General features: G+C 52.7%; 12 protein-coding genes and 1 pseudogene. 5 read left to right on the forward strand and 8 right to left on the reverse strand.

The annotated features are described in order from the left end of the window. The 3 genes from NIG5292_RS14965 to NIG5292_RS12385 form a co-directional block, all read left to right on the forward strand. Positions 1-254: hypothetical protein (locus NIG5292_RS14965; protein WP_048599854.1), on the forward strand; the 254-nt coding region annotated here is incomplete at its 5' end. 195 nt (positions 255-449) lie between these two features. Then, positions 450-1016 carry a tyrosine-type recombinase/integrase gene (locus NIG5292_RS12380; protein ID WP_048599855.1) on the forward strand — a complete coding sequence of 189 codons (567 nt, stop codon included), beginning with the start codon at positions 450-452 and terminating at the stop codon, positions 1014-1016. Between the two features lie 203 nt (positions 1017-1219). Continuing rightward, on the forward strand, positions 1220-1741 hold the full coding sequence (locus NIG5292_RS12385) for a winged helix DNA-binding protein (RefSeq protein WP_048599856.1): 522 nt from the start codon (positions 1220-1222) through the stop codon (positions 1739-1741). Here the strand turns inward: NIG5292_RS12385 and NIG5292_RS12390 are convergent. The 3 genes from NIG5292_RS12390 to NIG5292_RS12400 form a co-directional block, all read right to left on the reverse strand. Next, on the reverse strand, positions 1738-3039 hold the full coding sequence (locus NIG5292_RS12390; RefSeq protein WP_048599857.1) for a TRAP transporter large permease: 1302 nt from the start codon (positions 3037-3039) through the stop codon (positions 1738-1740). The genes NIG5292_RS12385 and NIG5292_RS12390 overlap by 4 nt on opposite strands. Before the next feature lie 2 nt (positions 3040-3041). After that, positions 3042-3566, reverse strand: coding sequence for a TRAP transporter small permease (locus tag NIG5292_RS12395; protein ID WP_048599858.1), 525 nt, complete (start codon positions 3564-3566; stop codon positions 3042-3044). 69 nt (positions 3567-3635) lie between these two features. Continuing rightward, positions 3636-4595, reverse strand: a complete 960-nt coding sequence (locus NIG5292_RS12400; protein ID WP_048599859.1) for a TRAP transporter substrate-binding protein — start codon at positions 4593-4595, stop codon at positions 3636-3638. A 113-nt stretch (positions 4596-4708) separates the two neighbouring features. On the opposite strand from NIG5292_RS12400, the gene NIG5292_RS12405 reads away from it, so the two are divergent. Next, entirely contained in the window at positions 4709-8311 is a 3603-nt protein-coding gene (locus NIG5292_RS12405; RefSeq protein ID WP_048599860.1) for a hydantoinase B/oxoprolinase family protein, read from the forward strand. Beyond that, the gene (locus tag NIG5292_RS12410; RefSeq protein ID WP_048599861.1) at positions 8308-9717 is read left to right on the forward strand and encodes a Glu/Leu/Phe/Val family dehydrogenase; all 1410 of its coding nucleotides are present in this window, start codon (positions 8308-8310) and stop codon (positions 9715-9717) included. The genes NIG5292_RS12405 and NIG5292_RS12410 overlap by 4 nt, the downstream gene beginning before the upstream one ends. Positions 9718-9838: 121 nt before the next feature. Here the strand turns inward: NIG5292_RS12410 and NIG5292_RS12415 are convergent, their stop codons facing one another. The 5 genes and pseudogenes from NIG5292_RS12415 to NIG5292_RS12435 form a co-directional block, all read right to left on the reverse strand. Further along, positions 9839-11080, reverse strand: coding sequence for a tyrosine-type recombinase/integrase (locus NIG5292_RS12415; protein WP_048599862.1), 1242 nt, complete (start codon positions 11078-11080; stop codon positions 9839-9841). A gap of 70 nt (positions 11081-11150) precedes the next feature. Further along, positions 11151-11594, reverse strand: a complete 444-nt coding sequence (locus tag NIG5292_RS12420; protein WP_082136703.1) for a DUF779 domain-containing protein — start codon at positions 11592-11594, stop codon at positions 11151-11153. A 59-nt stretch (positions 11595-11653) separates the two neighbouring features. Next, entirely contained in the window at positions 11654-13174 is a 1521-nt protein-coding gene (gene adh, locus NIG5292_RS12425) for an aldehyde dehydrogenase (RefSeq protein WP_048599863.1), read from the reverse strand. A gap of 129 nt (positions 13175-13303) precedes the next feature. After that, the gene (locus NIG5292_RS12430; RefSeq protein ID WP_048599864.1) at positions 13304-14254 is read right to left on the reverse strand and encodes a GAF domain-containing protein; all 951 of its coding nucleotides are present in this window, start codon (positions 14252-14254) and stop codon (positions 13304-13306) included. Positions 14255-14382: 128 nt separating this feature from the next. Beyond that, positions 14383-14841, reverse strand: a pseudogene (locus tag NIG5292_RS12435) (integrase core domain-containing protein); the annotation flags it as partial. Between the last annotated feature and the right edge of the window lie 636 nt (positions 14842-15477).

Raw genomic sequence — 15477 nt, forward strand, 5'->3', positions numbered from 1 at the left:
AAGCCCGCTTTGCTGAGTTTGCGGCGCTACTGCCTTGGCTTGAGCATTTTTGGACACGGCTGAGTGCTTTAAAGGCGGAACCTGAGTTTAACCATTTGGTAAAGCAGCTGCAGGTGATTTTGCCCGCCATCGATCAAGTGCACTTGTATGACTTCGCCAAGTACAGAGTACTGCTCAAGATGGCGGGGGATTTCTCGCCCTTGGTCAATCATCTGCAATTGGCAAAGCAGCAAGTCGCTATGAGCACGCCCTGAAGGCTTTAACTGCGCAGTTTTGCTTGAGCTGAACCGCACTGCTTAAAACCTCATAGAATGTGTATTGTATGAGGTTTTTGCTTAACTTATTGAATTCATTGACGGACCATTCACGGCCATTTCCGGTCGTCCAACCAATACCTCAGACTTTATACTCAAAGCACACAAAAGCTTAGGTTTTGAGGGGATCAGCACATGCGCCAAGCACAGACATTGAACGAGGCGCAACTGCGCAGGGTTATACAGTACTGCCGCAGTCGTCGTCATCCAACACGTGACGAGACAATCATACTCACCAGCTTTTACGCAGGGCTGAGGGCCAAGGAGATCGCAGCGCTCACAGTCGGCAACGTGTTTGATGAAGCAGGCAACGTGCGTGAGCAGTTCATCCTAAGCGCAGCACAGAGCAAAGGTGGGCACACACGCACGGTGTATTTGAACCAGCGCCTACGCAAAGCACTTGGAGACTATGGTGCGAGTAAATACTTGGGCGATCCACAGCGCCCGCTGTTTGAAAGCCAAAAGGGCGGGCACTTCTCAGCCAACACAATGTGTCAGCTGTTCCTCGACATTTACAAAGCTGTGGGGCTCAAAGATGCTTCAAGCCATTCGGGGCGCAGGACTTACATCACACGACTGGCCAATAAAGGCGTGGGCGTGCGTTTGCTGGCTGAACTGGCGGGGCATAGTCACATAAGCACTACCCAGAGATATATCGATGTGAATTCTGAGCAGCTTAGCGAGGCTGTGGAGCTGCTGTAGGCGCTTTCGGCCCTTAGCGGACCTTGGTGGGTCGCGCAGCTAAGGTCGGGTCTGAGCCCATTTTACCAAATGCTGCAGTGTGCTCGAACGTCCACTTTCACGCCGAGCCTTTCGGTCATGTGATCATTTCTCAAAAGAAAAATTGAATTCCCCAAGTGCAAAACATACATTTATCACAAGCAAAACGTTGAGGAATTGTAAGTATGAGCGAGCATGACATCCCGAAAAGACGGATCGTTTCTTCCCGCCATTTGGCGGACGGCGAGAACTGGGAGGCCTCCGAGATCGAGTATGGCATGATCATCGCCTACAATGCTTTTTCACGTTGGATGACCCGCTGCATGTCGGCGGCAGGTAATACTGATCTGACACCGCTGGAAATCCTTGTCCTGCACAACACAAATCATCGCGGTCGCGATAAGCGGCTGACTGACATTTGTTTCCTCTTGAATATCGAGGACACGCACACTGTTAATTATGTGCTACGCAAGCTCATCAAGATGGAGCTCCTTGTGTCGGAAAAACGCGGCAAGGAGGTGTTCTACCGCGCCTCACCTACGGGAGAGGAATTGTGCGAAGCGTACCGTGTAGTACGGGATCGCTGTTTCCTGGACGGGCTTTCGCGTTTGGATATGACGGGCGAAGAAATGCGCGAGATCGCAGCGAGCTTGCGCGCCCTGTCTGGCCAGTATGATCAGGCCAGCAGGGCGGCAGCATCGCTTTAACTTGCCATGTAGGTCGGCAGGAACGTCACGATCTGCGGGAACAGACAGATAAGCAGGACGCCCAGCAACAGCAACAGGAAGAATGGGAACGCCGCTTTGGCGATCCTGAGGATGTCGATACCTGTCAGCCCTTGGATGACGAACAGATTGAACCCGACGGGAGGCGTGATCTGGCTCATCTCGACGACGATCACAAGATAAATACCGAACCAGATTGGGTCGATCCCCACGGCGCTGACCATGGGCATGATGATCGATGTTGTCAGCACGATGACCGAAATCCCGTCCAGAAAACACCCAAGGATGATGAAGAAGATCGTCAAAGCCACAAGCAAGGCAGTGATCGACAAGTTCATGTCAGATATCCAAGCGGCAAGGTTCCGTGGCAAACCCGTGAACCCCATAGAAACCGACAAGAACGCCGCGCCAAGCAGGATCAGGGCGATCATGCAGGATGTGCGGGTCGCCGACATGACCGCTGCGCCAAACAATTTCCAGCTAAATGCGCCAGAGGTCCACGCAAGGATCGTCGCCAAAACGACACCAAGTGCCGCCGCATCCGTCGGAGAGGCAAGGCCCCCGTAGATGGACCCAATGACGCCTCCGATCAAAAGTGCTACCGGGATCAACCGGCGCGAAGCACGGAACTTTTCACGCAAGCTAAATGTCTCGTCGATTGCGGGGATCAAATCCGGGTTCATCCAAGCACGCACCGCAACATAGCTCGCGAACAATGTCATCAGCATGATGCCGGGAATGATGGCGGCGATGAACAGGCGGGCGATAGATTGCTCTGTCGCGACACCGTAGACGATCAGGATGATCGAGGGCGGAATGAGAAGTCCAAGCGTGGCTGATCCCGCAAGCGTGCCCAAAATCAGGCTTTCGGGGTAGCCGCGTTTAGTCAGCTCTGGCACCGACATACGGCCGATGGTGGCTGCGGTCGCGGCAGATGATCCAGACACCGCCGCAAAGATCGCACAGCCAAAGACATTCACATGCAGCAAGCGGCCCGGTGCGCGGCTTAGCCATGGAACGAGGCCTGAAAACATATCATCGCTCATGCGGGACCGCAGCAGGATTTCGCCCATAAGAATAAACAGCGGCAAAGCCGTAAGCGCCCAAGAGTGCGAGTGTCCCCAGAACGTAGAGGCCAAAACCAACCCCGATGGGGCGTTCGAGAAAAACACAAGACCCGCGAGACCGACGAGTGAAAGCGAAATGGCAACCCACACTCCACTGGCGAGCAAGGCCATCAAAAGCCCAAGAAGGATGAGGCCAATCATTGGATCAGACATGACTATACCTCGCCCGGGCTAGACAGGATGGGCGCGCGCGCTGAAAGCAGATCAAACAATGTATGAACAACGGCCACCAGCAAAAGCCCAATCCCAAAGGCTGCAACACCTTGCGGGATCCAGAGCGGCACAGGGACAATCCCTGTCGAGACATCCCCGTAGTGGACGCTTTCGACGACCAGTGCGCCCATGAAGTAAGTGGCGTATCCGATCAAACCCGTGGCTGCGATCAGCACGAAAAGTTCTGCGACAAACTGCGTTGTTTGCGATAAACGAGAAACCACTAGGTTAACCCGAATATGTCCGCCCGAGCGCAGTGTGTGGGCCATGGCCAGGAACGTGGCACCTGCCAGCATGAAGCCAGAGAAATCGGCATAGGATGGAATGGTTGAGGGTAAGATGCCCGGCGCGAAACGCCCGAAGGCATTGAGGCAAATCTGAGCAGAGATCAGCAGACAGATGCACAAGATCAGCCCGCCAGCAATCATACCGCATACGTCATATAGTTTTTGGAGTAAGCGCGACATCGCAAAGCCGTCCTTGTTACAAGCAAACTGGCCGACAGCTTACATGCTGCCGACCAGTTCAGGGAGGATTTAGTTATTGTAGGCGTTCAGTACCGCACGTGCGCTGTCTGATGCGGCCGCATCCCAAGTGCCAAGCATTGTTTCACCGATGGCTTGCAAGCCTTCGATCAAAGTCGCGCTTGGTTCGTAGACGGTGATGCCGTTGTCTGCGAGGGTGGCTGTCATGCTTTCGGCTTCGGCTGCGGACATTTCCCAACCACGGGTTTCGGCGGCTTCGGCAGCAGCCAAAACGGCGGCCTGCGTGTCGGCATCTAGGCCGTCAAACATGCGCTGGTTCACAACGACGATGTTCTTAGGCACCCAAGCGTTGATCGGTGTGTAGTGGGTCACAAAATCCCATGCGGTTGAGTTCACGCCAGTCGAAGGCGACGTAATCATCGCTTCAACTTGACCTGTCGCAAAGGCCTGCGGGATGTTGGATGCCTCAATCTGAACTGGTGCTGCACCTGCAAGCGTTGCGAATTCTTCCAACGCGGCATTGTAAGCGCGAAAGCGCAGGCCGTTCAGATCATCGATGGTGGCGATTTCACCGTTTGTGTAAAGTCCTTGGGCAGGCCACGGCACAGAAAACAGCGGGATCAAGCCTTGTTCGGCCAACAACTCGGTGATGACGGGTTCTTGAGCGGCCCAAAGGCGCGCTGCATCTTCATAGCTGGTGGCGACAAACGGCTGGCTGTCTACGCCGAACGCCAAATCTTCGTTGGACAGACGCGACAAAAAGAATTCGCCCAGTGGCACGGAGCGATTGCGTACGGCCCCTTTGATTTCCGCGTGTGGGAACAATGACCCCGCAGAGTGCAGCGTGATATCCAGCGCACCGTCTGTCGCTTCGCGGACGTCATCGGCAAACTGGGCAATGTTCTGCGTGTGGAACGTGCTGTCGCCATAGGGTGTTGGCATGTCCCAGCTTTGCGCATGGGTGGCGGTTGCACAGACAAGCGCAGCTGCGCCAAGAATAAAGTGTTTCATGTGGTCTCTCCTGTTTAGGTCAAGATGGCACGAATAAATTCGAATCCATTACGTTGACAATTTGTCAGCGTTATATCCATAAAGCAACAACTAATCGATTCTTGGAGTGCGATGTGGATCACGTAGATAATAAGAAATGGCAATTTTGGGTCGATCGTGGCGGCACCTTTACTGATATCGTAGCGCGCAAACCCGATGGTACGCTAAAAACCCACAAGCTTTTGTCTGAAAACCCAGAAGTTTACCCCGACGCTGCCGTGCATGGCATCAAGTCGCTCCTAAATCTTGCACCCGGTGAAGATATCCCGCCCGGTCACATCGCGGCCCTGAAGATGGGTACGACCGTTGCAACCAATGCTTTGTTAGAACGCAAAGGTGAGCGCACAGTTTTGCTCATTACCAAAGGGCTGCGCGATCTGTTGCGCATCGGATACCAGAACCGCCCTGATCTATTTGCGCTGAACATCCAACTGCCGGAACTGCTCTATGAAGAGGTGATTGAGATCGATGAGCGCGTCGCTGCTGACGGTGAAATCATCAGAGCCCTTGATACAACCAAAGCCCGCGAAGCGCTGTCACGCGCCTACGGCAAAGGCTACCGGTCTGTCGCGATCGCATTAATGCATGGCTATAAATACACCGACCATGAGGTGCGTTTGGGTGAAATGGCACGACAATCAGGCTTTACGCAGGTCTCTCTGAGCCATGAAGCCAGCCCGTTGATCAAGCTGGTTTCGCGCGGGGATACAGCTGTGGTGGATGCTTACCTGTCCCCAATTTTACGTCGTTATATTCATCAGGTCGCGTCTGCGTTGAATGCAAAGGACGGGGGCTGTGACAGTCTGATGTTTATGCAATCCAACGGCGGATTGACCGACGCAGACCGGTTCCAAGGCAAGGATGCGATCCTGTCGGGCCCTGCGGGGGGCGTTGTCGGGATGGTGCGGACCGCTGCCGATCTTGGGTTTGATCGGCTGATCGGGTTCGACATGGGCGGCACATCGACGGATGTCTGCCACCACGCAGGTGAATTTGAACGCTCTTTCGAGACCGAAGTGGCCGGTGTGCGGATGCGCGCGCCGATGATGTCGATCCACACGGTCGCTGCAGGGGGCGGATCGATCCTGTCTTACAGTGATGGGCGGATGCAGGTTGGACCGGAAAGCGCAGGTGCCAATCCTGGCCCTGCGGCTTACCGCCGTGGTGGTCCTTTAACAGTGACCGATTGCAACGTGCTGCTTGGCAAATTGCAGCCCAGCCAATTCCCTTCGGTTTTTGGACCGGATGCAGATCAACCGCTGGACGCAGATGTCGTGCGTGAAAAGTTCACTGCGTTGAAAGTCGAGATAGGCACCGACAAACCTATCGAAGAAATCGCCGAAGGGTACTTGCGCATTGCGGTTGAAAACATGGCCAATGCGATCAAACAGATCAGCGTGCAACGTGGCTATGATGTGACCCAATACACCATGAATTGTTTTGGTGGCGCGGGCGGGCAACACGCCTGTCTTGTGGCTGACACCTTGGGTATGGAAAGCATCTTTATCCATCCATTTGCGGGCGTTCTGTCCGCATTCGGAATGGGATTGGCGGATGTCAGGTCTATCCATGAACACCAATTTGCAGGGCCCATAGACGACACAGTGCAGGCTGAAATCGCCCTTGGCGATTTGATTGCAGCCGCCCAAGCGGAGGTGCGGTCCCAAGGCATTGCCGACAAAGATATCTCTACGGTGGTTGCCGCGCATATCCGCACCGATGGCGCACATCAGACGTTGGAAGTGCCCTTTGGCACCCCGCGTGACATGACCGAAAGCTTCAACAAGGCACATAAAACGCGCTTTGGGTTTGTGCCTGAGAATGCGACGCTGATAATTGATCTGCTGACGGCGGAGGCGATTGGATCGACCGGTGAAACAGTGACTTTGCCCGATACAACCCAGATCGATGAAGGTGGCAAGACTGCCCAAATGTATGTGAATGGGACGTGGACAGATGTGCCCTTGGTTAATCGCGCGGGCCTTGCGACGGGGGACACCGTCACAGGACCTGCAATTTTGACCGAACCCACCGGCACGAATATCATCGAGGACGGATGGCAGTCTGAATGCGCGGCGGGCGGCAACCTTGTGCTACGCCGCGTCGTACCGCTGGAGCGGGTTGAGGCGATCGGCACGTCGGTTGATCCGGTCATGCTTGAGGTGTTCAACAACCTTTATATGTCCATTGCCGAACAGATGGGCGCGACGCTGGCGAACACCGCGTTTTCAGTGAACATCAAAGAACGCTTGGACTTTTCTTGTGCGATTTTCGACCATAACGGTGATTTGGTCGCCAACGCACCCCATGTGCCGGTACATTTGGGATCTATGTCGGGCAGTGTTCGTTCGATCCTTCATCAAAACGCGGGTAAAATCCGCCCTGGTGATGTGTTCATGATGAACAACCCGTTCAATGGCGGCACCCACCTGCCGGACGTGACCGTCATCACACCGGTTTTTGATGCCGCTGGCGAAAATATCATCTACACCGTCGCCTCACGCGGGCACCACGCCGACATTGGTGGCACGACGCCAGGATCAGCTCCCCCAGACAGTCGCCATATTGACGAAGAAGGCGTGTTGATCGACAATTTCCTGCTGGTCAAACAAGGCGTCCTGCAAGAGGCGCAAACCCGTGAATTACTGTCATCGGCAAAATATCCGTGCCGCAATGTGGATCAGAACATGGCCGATCTGGCCGCGCAAATTGCCGCCAACGCGACGGGCGAACGGGAATTGCAAAAGATCACCCGCCAGTTCGGTTTGGATGTTGTGCATGCCTATATGGGTCATGTGCAAGACAACGCCGAAGAAAGCGTGCGCCGTGTTTTGGAGGTGCTGCATGATTGCGATTTCACCTATCCGCTGGACAGCGGTGCTCAAATCAAAGTGAAGATTTCAGTCGACAAAAAAGCGCGCACAGCTGACATTGATTTTACGGGTACGTCCAAACAAGACGAACTTAACTACAATGCACCTTTATCCATCTGTCGGGCCGTGGTTTTGTATGTCTTCCGCACGCTCGTCGGGGCTAACATCCCGATGAACGAAGGTTGCATGAAACCCCTGCATCTTACGGTTCCCAAAGGATCAATGATCAACCCTGATGCGCCTGCTGCAGTGATTTCGGGCAATACTGAAGTCAGCCAAGCCATCGCAGATACACTTTATGGCGCGCTTGGTGTCGTCGCGGGCAGCCAGGGGACGATGAACAACTTCGTCTATGGCAATGACGACGTCCAAAACTATGAAACCATTTGCGGCGGCACTGGTGCGGGCGACGGGTTTGACGGGGCCAGTGCGGTGCACAGCCACATGACCAACACCCGCATGACCGACCCAGAAGTTCTGGAAACGCGCTTTCCCGTGCGCGTGGAAGAATTTTCAATCCGGCGCGGCTCGGGTGGTGATGGCGCGTTCAAGGGCGGTGATGGCATCATCCGCAAATTGCGGTTTATGGAACCGATGACCGTCACGACCCTGACATCACATCGCAAAACTGCGCCGCATGGGGCATCAGGCGGGGCACCCGGCGCTATGGGCGAAAACGCGGTCGTTCGTGTGGATGGAACTCAGATCGCAATGCAGGGCAATGATGTCGCGCAGATGGATGTAGGTGATGTTTTTGTCCTCAAATCCCCCGGCGGTGGTGGTTATGGGAAGGCACAATCATGAGCGCGGGGTTCCTGTCTGACGTAGAGGCGATGTACGACCGCGCGGCCGTAAATGTGGATATGCCAGACGGCTTGTCTGACAAAATCAAGGCCTGCAATGCAACCTATGTCACCCGTTTTGGTGTACGTCTGCGTGGGCGGATGTTCACCTTTCGCGGATGGCGCGCCACGCATTCCACCCATAGCGGCCCTGCAAAGGGCGGGATCAGATACGCGCCCAACGTTGATCAAGATGAGGTCGAAGCATTGGCCGCGCTGATGAGTTATAAATGCGCCTTGCTGAACCTGCCTTTTGGCGGATCAAAGGGCGCGTTGGAAATCACACCATCCGATTGGGAACCATTCGAGCTTGAGAAAATCACCCGCCGCTTCGCGCAAGAGCTTATGCGTCACGGGTTTTTGGCCTCGGCCACCAATGTTCCGGCCCCTGACGTTGGCACCAACCAGCAAATGATGATGTGGATTGCCGATGAATATCGCCGCTACAAACCCGATGATATCAACGCCGTGGGATGTGTCACCGGCAAACCTGTAACCGGTGGCGGGATCGCTGGGAGAACGGAGGCCACAGGGCGCGGTGTGCAATACGCAATCCATGCGTTCTTTAAGTCTGAAAGGGACCGACACGCCGCAGGATTTGAGAGCGACAAGCTGGAGGGGCAGCGCGTTATCATACAAGGGTTGGGAAACGTCGGCAGCCACGCCGCGCAGTTTCTCAGCAATGACGACGGGTGCAAGGTTATCGCCGTGATTGAACATGACGGTGTGGTGCGAAATGTCGATGGCTTGGACATAGCCGCCCTCAAGGCGCATCAAATCGAAACCGGGAGCATCATGGGGTTTGATGGAGGAGCCTCTGACAGCAATGGCGCTGTGGCTTTGGAAGATGCCTGCGATATCTTGATCCCTGCGGCATTGGAGAGCGTCATTCACGCGGACAACGCTGCAAGAATACAGGCGCGGCTGGTGGTTGAGGCCGCGAACGGCCCCGTCACATACGCAGCTGATGAAATTCTCAGACAACGCGGCATCACGATCATACCCGATATGTTGGCCAACGCGGGTGGCGTGGTTGTCAGCTATTTTGAATGGGTCAAAAACATTACCCACATGCCCTTTGGTTTAATGGAGCGTCGCCAAACCGACCGTGAGCATCGCATTCTCGCCCATTCAATGGAGAAAATGACGGGGCAATCTTTCCCATCAGAACATAAGGGCGAATTTCTGGCCGAACGCGGTGAGATCGACCTTGTACGGTCTGGTTTGGCAGAGATGATGCATCGGGCGTTTGGCGAAGTGTCCGAACACGTGCACCAAAGCCAGGAAGGTTCCGTGACATTGCGAGACGCTGCTTATGAAATTGCCATCAAGCGTATTTCGGGAGCGTATCAAGCGATTGGCCTCTAAGTCTGATGAAATCAAACCAGACATTGGCGCGGCTGCAGCGAGCGACAGTAAAGTCCCGCACAGCGGACCTCTATCCAAACCGCAGCGAACTACCGCTTTCCGCCCAAGATGTAGCCCTTAGCTACTCGCTGGTTTCTGTATGTGCATCAAACTCATCCCGCGATAGCTCATACCTCTTCCCCGTGAGCATGTCCTTCTTCAAGCGCGGCGTCAAATGACTGTAGTGCCGCTCAATCATGCCGATTGAAGTACCCATCTGCACAGCAAGGGCATGTATGTCCATCCCGTCGTTGAGTAGGGCAAAAGTCGCATAAGTGTGGCGTAGGCTGTAGAGGGTGCGGTTCTGCCCTGTGCGTGGACATGTGATCAGCCCTGTGTCTGTGAGGAACTTGCGGAACGTCTGGTGGATGTTCTTTGAGACAGTGCCATCCGGCAATCTGAACACGGGCAGATCAATGCGTTGCTTGAGTAGGTCCTCAAACGGTATATGCCGTATGTCTTCGCTACGCTCATGTATGCGCTTGAGGTAATTGATCGTTCCACTGCGGCAGATGATGTCCCTGCGACCAGTCTTGCCGGTGACGCTCATCTCTAGGTACTGCAGATCTTTTTCTTCAAACAGGGTCACATGCTTCCACTTGAGGTTCAGCGCCTCTGTGCCGTGCCGCATGCCCGTATTGGCCATGATCAAGACATAGTCCCGCATCAAATGCCGCATGTCTGTGGGTTTGCCTGACTTGCCTGCGTTAATCCAGCTGGGCAGTTTGCGGATCAGTGTGGCGTATTCTTCACGGGTAAAGTCTGGGCGGCGCTCGCTCTTTTCCCCACGGTTTACCAGCAGTGGCACATTCTTGTGCGCGATAAAGCCACGGGCCACAGCTTCTTCAAACACACGGTTCATGGCTGAGTTATGTGTGTTCAGTGTTGAGGCCTTTGGCTCACGGCCCATCTTTGCCCGCCGCCACTCGTAGAACTGCTGCACCTTCTCGTAATCAATGGTGGTCACATACTGTGCACCGAAGAACGGGATGAGGTAACGCTCAATACAAACGATGTAATCAGCAAAGACCTTGCGCCCCAAGCCTGCGTCCAGCTGTTTGCGCATATCTGCAATGGCCAGCTTAGCCACATCAGAGAACTTCTTAGTCACAACAGGCAGATCGTTTTTGTGGCGGAACTTGTATTCCAAATAAGTGTCGCGGGCATACTCTTTGGCCTCAGCCAGATCACGCTTGCCGGTACTGATGCGAATAGTGTGCCCATCAATCACAAAGGCAGCTTGCCAGCGCTTGCTGCGCTCACGCCGATACACACGCACCTCGCCGTCCAGTATCAGATGTGTATCGTCACGCAGCTGCCGCATGTCCCGCTCCTCAGCACAACACTACGGCAGGGCGTACCGACAAGTCTACGGAAGTGTGTGTTTGATCGAGCTAGGTGTTCTCGTTGGCATTTACAGCTAAAACCTCAAGCTCTTCTTTTGTTAAAAGACGAGACCGAGTCAGGAAACGCTTTTCGCGGCCGTTATCCAAACTAAACATCCCTCCACGGCCAGGTACAACGTCGATAATTAGCTGTGTGTGCTGCCAGACTTGGAATTGAGATCCAGATATATAAACCGCCGATCCGTCAATCTCTCCGAGCTTTACGTCTGATAGCCCAATTTTGAAATCATCCTTAGGGTAGCACATAGGAGAGGATCCATCACAGCAACCGCCTGATTGATGGAACAGTACAGGTCCGTGATCCTCGATAATTTCTGATAGTAGCACGCGAGCAGCATCAGTTGCTGTCACTCTTGTGCCGGCTGAAGTGCCTGCAGGAAGATCTGTATCGGTTACGCAGTGTACTTCGCGGTTTGGTTTACTGTCGTTCACAATATTTCTCCGATCAATTCCCCAGCATACCAAGAGTACGCTGGGGAGACTTGGGTTTTCTAGAAGAAGCCTAGTTTGTTCGGGCTATAACTAACCAGCATATTCTTAGTTTGCTGATAGTGATCTAGCATCATTTTGTGAGTTTCACGGCCAATCCCTGATTGTTTGTATCCACCAAATGCAGAGTGCGCAGGGTAGGCATGATAACAGTTGGTCCAGACACGACCCGCTTGAATGGCCCGTCCAAAACGGTAACAAGTGTTAGCGTCACGGCTCCAAACGCCTGCACCTAGACCGTACAAAGTATCGTTGGCAATTTCGAGCGCCTGGTCTTCATCCTTAAATGTCGTAACTGATACTACCGGTCCAAAAATCTCTTCTTGGAACACCCGCATTTTGTTGTGACCCTTGAGAATGGTTGGTTGTATGTAATAACCAGAAGACAGTTCGCCGCCATAGTCAGCCGCATTACCTCCTGTAAGAACTTCTGCGCCTTCTTGCCGTCCGATATCAAAGTAAGAGAGGATTTTCTCTTGCTGCTCTGAAGACGCTTGTGCCCCCATCATGACACCTGCTGCACGAGGGTCGCCGGTGACGATTGCCTCTGTGCGTGCAATACATCTTTCGATGAATTCATCATAGATATCTTCATGAATAATGGCGCGACTGGGGCAAGTACACACCTCACCCTGATTAAGCGCGAACATCACAAAACCTTCAATAGCCTTATCAAGGAACGCATCGTCTTCGCGCATGATGTCTTTATGGAAAACGTTTGGAGATTTACCGCCCAGCTCCAGAGTTACTGGAATTAGATTTTCAGTCGCGTACTGCATAATGAGGCGACCAGTGGTTGTTTCCCCCGTGAATGCAATCTTCGCTATTCGGTTCGACTGTGCGAGTGGCTTGCCTGCTTCCAGACCAAAACCATTAACAATGTTCAAAACACCAGCAGGAAGGACATCAGCAATCAGCTCTGCCCAAACCATTATTGTGGCAGGTGTCTGCTCAGCCGGTTTGATGACAACTGCATTACCTGCAGCGAGAGCTGGTGCAAGCTTCCAGGCTGCCATGAGCAATGGGAAGTTCCATGGAATAATTTGACCAACAACGCCTAGCGGCTCATGGAAGTGGTATGCCACAGTATCGTTGTCTAGTTCGCCAAGGCTACCTTCTTGTGAACGTATGCACGATGCAAAGTAACGGAAGTGATCTACAGCTAGCGGTAGATCAGCAGCCATAGTTTCACGGATAGCTTTGCCGTTATCCCAAGTTTCACACGTCGCCAACAAGTCGAGGTTGGCCTCCATAATATCTGCAATCTTCAAAAGTGCGTTTGCACGCTCTGTCACTGAAGTCTGCCCCCAAGCAGTCTTTGCAGCATGTGCAGCATCAAGAGCTTTCTCAATATCAGATGCATCAGAGCGAGCTATTTGGTTTATAACTGCGCCTGTAATTGGCGTTGTATTATCGAAATAGCGCCCATTAACTGGTGGGACGAATTGACCACCAATGAAGTTGTCGTATTTTGTTTTGAAAGGCGATGTAAACGCAGATTTTTGATCAGCCATATTGCTCATATTATCCTCCATAATGAACGCCCTTACTAAGAAGGCGAACAGCGGCGCATGATAGGTGTATGATGCTGTAAACTGCAGGCCATGTCTCAATAGTGATACACTTCGACTAATAGTCCATGTGTCAAACGACTATTTTGGGAGATGAATACCTAGACGATTAATTCGACGATACAGTGTAGCTCGAGCTATTCCTAAGTTCAAAGCGGCCTGTGATAAGTTACCGTTTGTACGTGTGATTGCCTTCACAATTGCGGTTTTTTCACCTCTACGGAGACCAGTAGCACACTGGTTATCGTTGAAAATATCGGTTGCAGCTACTGGCTTGAGCTCTTCATTCACAGCCCAGCCAAATAACTTTCTTGCTGTGTGCGTAGCTCCAATTATGCAGTCATCTGAGTTAATTGCTACTAGCGCGCTAGGGTCTGCACTATTCTGTGCAGCAAGCACGATGCGTTCTTTTGAAAAATGTGCTCGAAAATTTTGCGTTTCGATATGGCAAGCAGCGTTTTTCACCGTTGCTGCGATAAGTGAGCTTGTTGTGGGCGCGTGATCAAGCCTAGCGGAACTGACATCGAGTACACCAACTATTTCACCATTTGCTCCATGTATTGGGACGCCAATGCAGGTCATCCCGATGTTCTTTGCTAAAAAATGCTGGTTGCGTTCAATTATGACTGGGCGCTGCTCCGCTAGGCAAGTTCCTATGCCGTTTGTGCCTTCTGTACTCTCACTCCAAATTGCACCTGGGCAAAGTCCCCACTCTTCGAAGCTATCTTTATCCGCGGAACTGGTACGTTGGTCTAAGATTAATCCATTCTGATCGGTCAAAATGACGGAGCATCCGGCGTTACAGATTAAGCCAAACAACTCATCTAGCTGAGGCTCGGCAAGAGAGATCAGTTGTTCAAGGTTTTGCCTTCTGAGTACGAGTTCTTTTTGACTAATTCGGTTTGTTGGTGCTGAGTTTGTCGGGTCTATACCATGATGCTCATAGGACCTGCGCCAAGAAGCTGCTAACCTACTTTTGGCGGCAAAGCTTTTACTTTCTAAGGATGTCAGTACATAGGATGCGTGGTTCATATAGACCTCTCGCAACTAGTTTAACGCAATTGATCTTTCTGGCAAGTTGAGGCTGTAAGCAGACTTCCAGCCCTGACGTTGTTAGGTAATGTATTGAGCAGCCGCACTTGAGTGGTCCATGTAAAAAGTTAGTGCATGATTGGCCGTTGGTCCATCGGGATGATGGCCTCTGGCGCAGGTGGGCGGTAGCCCAATGCACTATGGGGTCGTTTGGTGTTGTAATGTGTCCTCCAGCTTTCGATAATGATTTGAGCTTCACGTAGCGAGTAGAAGATTTCACCGTTTAACAGCTCGTCTCTCATCCGCCCGTTGAAGCTCTCGCAATATCCGTTTTCCCAAGGCGAGCCAGGCTCGATGTAGGCTGTCTTGGCCCCAACCGCTTTGATCCAGTCCCTGACGGCCTCCGCGATGAACTCTGGGCCATTGTCCGACCTGATATAAGCTGGCACGCCGCGCAAGATGAACAGGTCCGTCAGAGCGTCAATGACTTCAGTGGAGTTCAGCTTGCGTTTTACAAGGATCGCAAGACATTCTCGGCTGTTTTCATCCAAAATATTGAGTGTTCGGAATGCCCTGCCATTCGCCGTGCCTAGCGTGAATGTCTGCTCTGGCCGGAAAGCCAGCAATCACGTTTCATATGTTCCCACCCATCAATCACGTTTCATATGTTCCCACCCATGTTGTTCCAAAATCCCGCGAACACAATGTTAGCAACACAGCACGAGCCAACACTGTGTTCAACACCGTGATTCAGCGTCTAAAATACTCGGCAACACGGCAAAAAGTGTGTTTATGGTGTGTTTTTGAAAAACACAACTTAAGCGTGCATGGCGCTAGTCTAAGTCATTGATATTGATTGGTAAATGGTGCCCGGGGGCGGAATCGAACCACCGACACGAGGATTTTCAATGGAGGGGGTCTAGGTTATACATTTATTATCAATGGCTTACGTGGCGATATTTTTGGTGTGCGTGCGAGTGTGTTTTTGATGTCATTTTGAGAGTAGGGCGGAAACGCTATGTTGAACACGGTAATCTTAAGAGTTTGATTCTAACACACTGTTCAACATTCAAAAAGACGCAAGACTGGACACAGACTAAATGAAGTGGACGTTCGCTTGGACTATTGTTTATGGCCGGAGTGCGGGACTTTCCCGCCATTCGCTGCGGTTGCGGAAGTTTCGGTGGTGATGGCGCAGCAAACGTCATCTTCGGCAGAAGAGC

It is taken from the genome of Nereida ignava, assembly GCF_001049735.1.
GTDB classification, from domain to species: Bacteria; Pseudomonadota; Alphaproteobacteria; order Rhodobacterales; family Rhodobacteraceae; genus Nereida; species Nereida ignava.

What these genes read in the sequence shown, in the direction of transcription:
- NIG5292_RS12380 (WP_048599855.1), top strand. Translation starts at nt 450, where the DNA reads ATGCGCCAAGCACAGACATTGAACGAGGCGCAACTGCGCAGGGTTATA.
- NIG5292_RS12385 (WP_048599856.1), top strand. Translation starts at nt 1,220, where the DNA reads ATGAGCGAGCATGACATCCCGAAAAGACGGATCGTTTCTTCCCGCCAT.
- NIG5292_RS12430 (WP_048599864.1), bottom strand. Translation starts at nt 14,254, where the DNA reads ATGAACCACGCATCCTATGTACTGACATCCTTAGAAAGTAAAAGCTTT.
- adh (WP_048599863.1), bottom strand. Translation starts at nt 13,174, where the DNA reads ATGAGCAATATGGCTGATCAAAAATCTGCGTTTACATCGCCTTTCAAA.
- NIG5292_RS12395 (WP_048599858.1), bottom strand. Translation starts at nt 3,566, where the DNA reads ATGTCGCGCTTACTCCAAAAACTATATGACGTATGCGGTATGATTGCT.
- NIG5292_RS12390 (WP_048599857.1), bottom strand. Translation starts at nt 3,039, where the DNA reads ATGTCTGATCCAATGATTGGCCTCATCCTTCTTGGGCTTTTGATGGCC.
- NIG5292_RS12400 (WP_048599859.1), bottom strand. Translation starts at nt 4,595, where the DNA reads ATGAAACACTTTATTCTTGGCGCAGCTGCGCTTGTCTGTGCAACCGCC.
- NIG5292_RS12410 (WP_048599861.1), top strand. Translation starts at nt 8,308, where the DNA reads ATGAGCGCGGGGTTCCTGTCTGACGTAGAGGCGATGTACGACCGCGCG.
- NIG5292_RS12415 (WP_048599862.1), bottom strand. Translation starts at nt 11,080, where the DNA reads ATGCGGCAGCTGCGTGACGATACACATCTGATACTGGACGGCGAGGTG.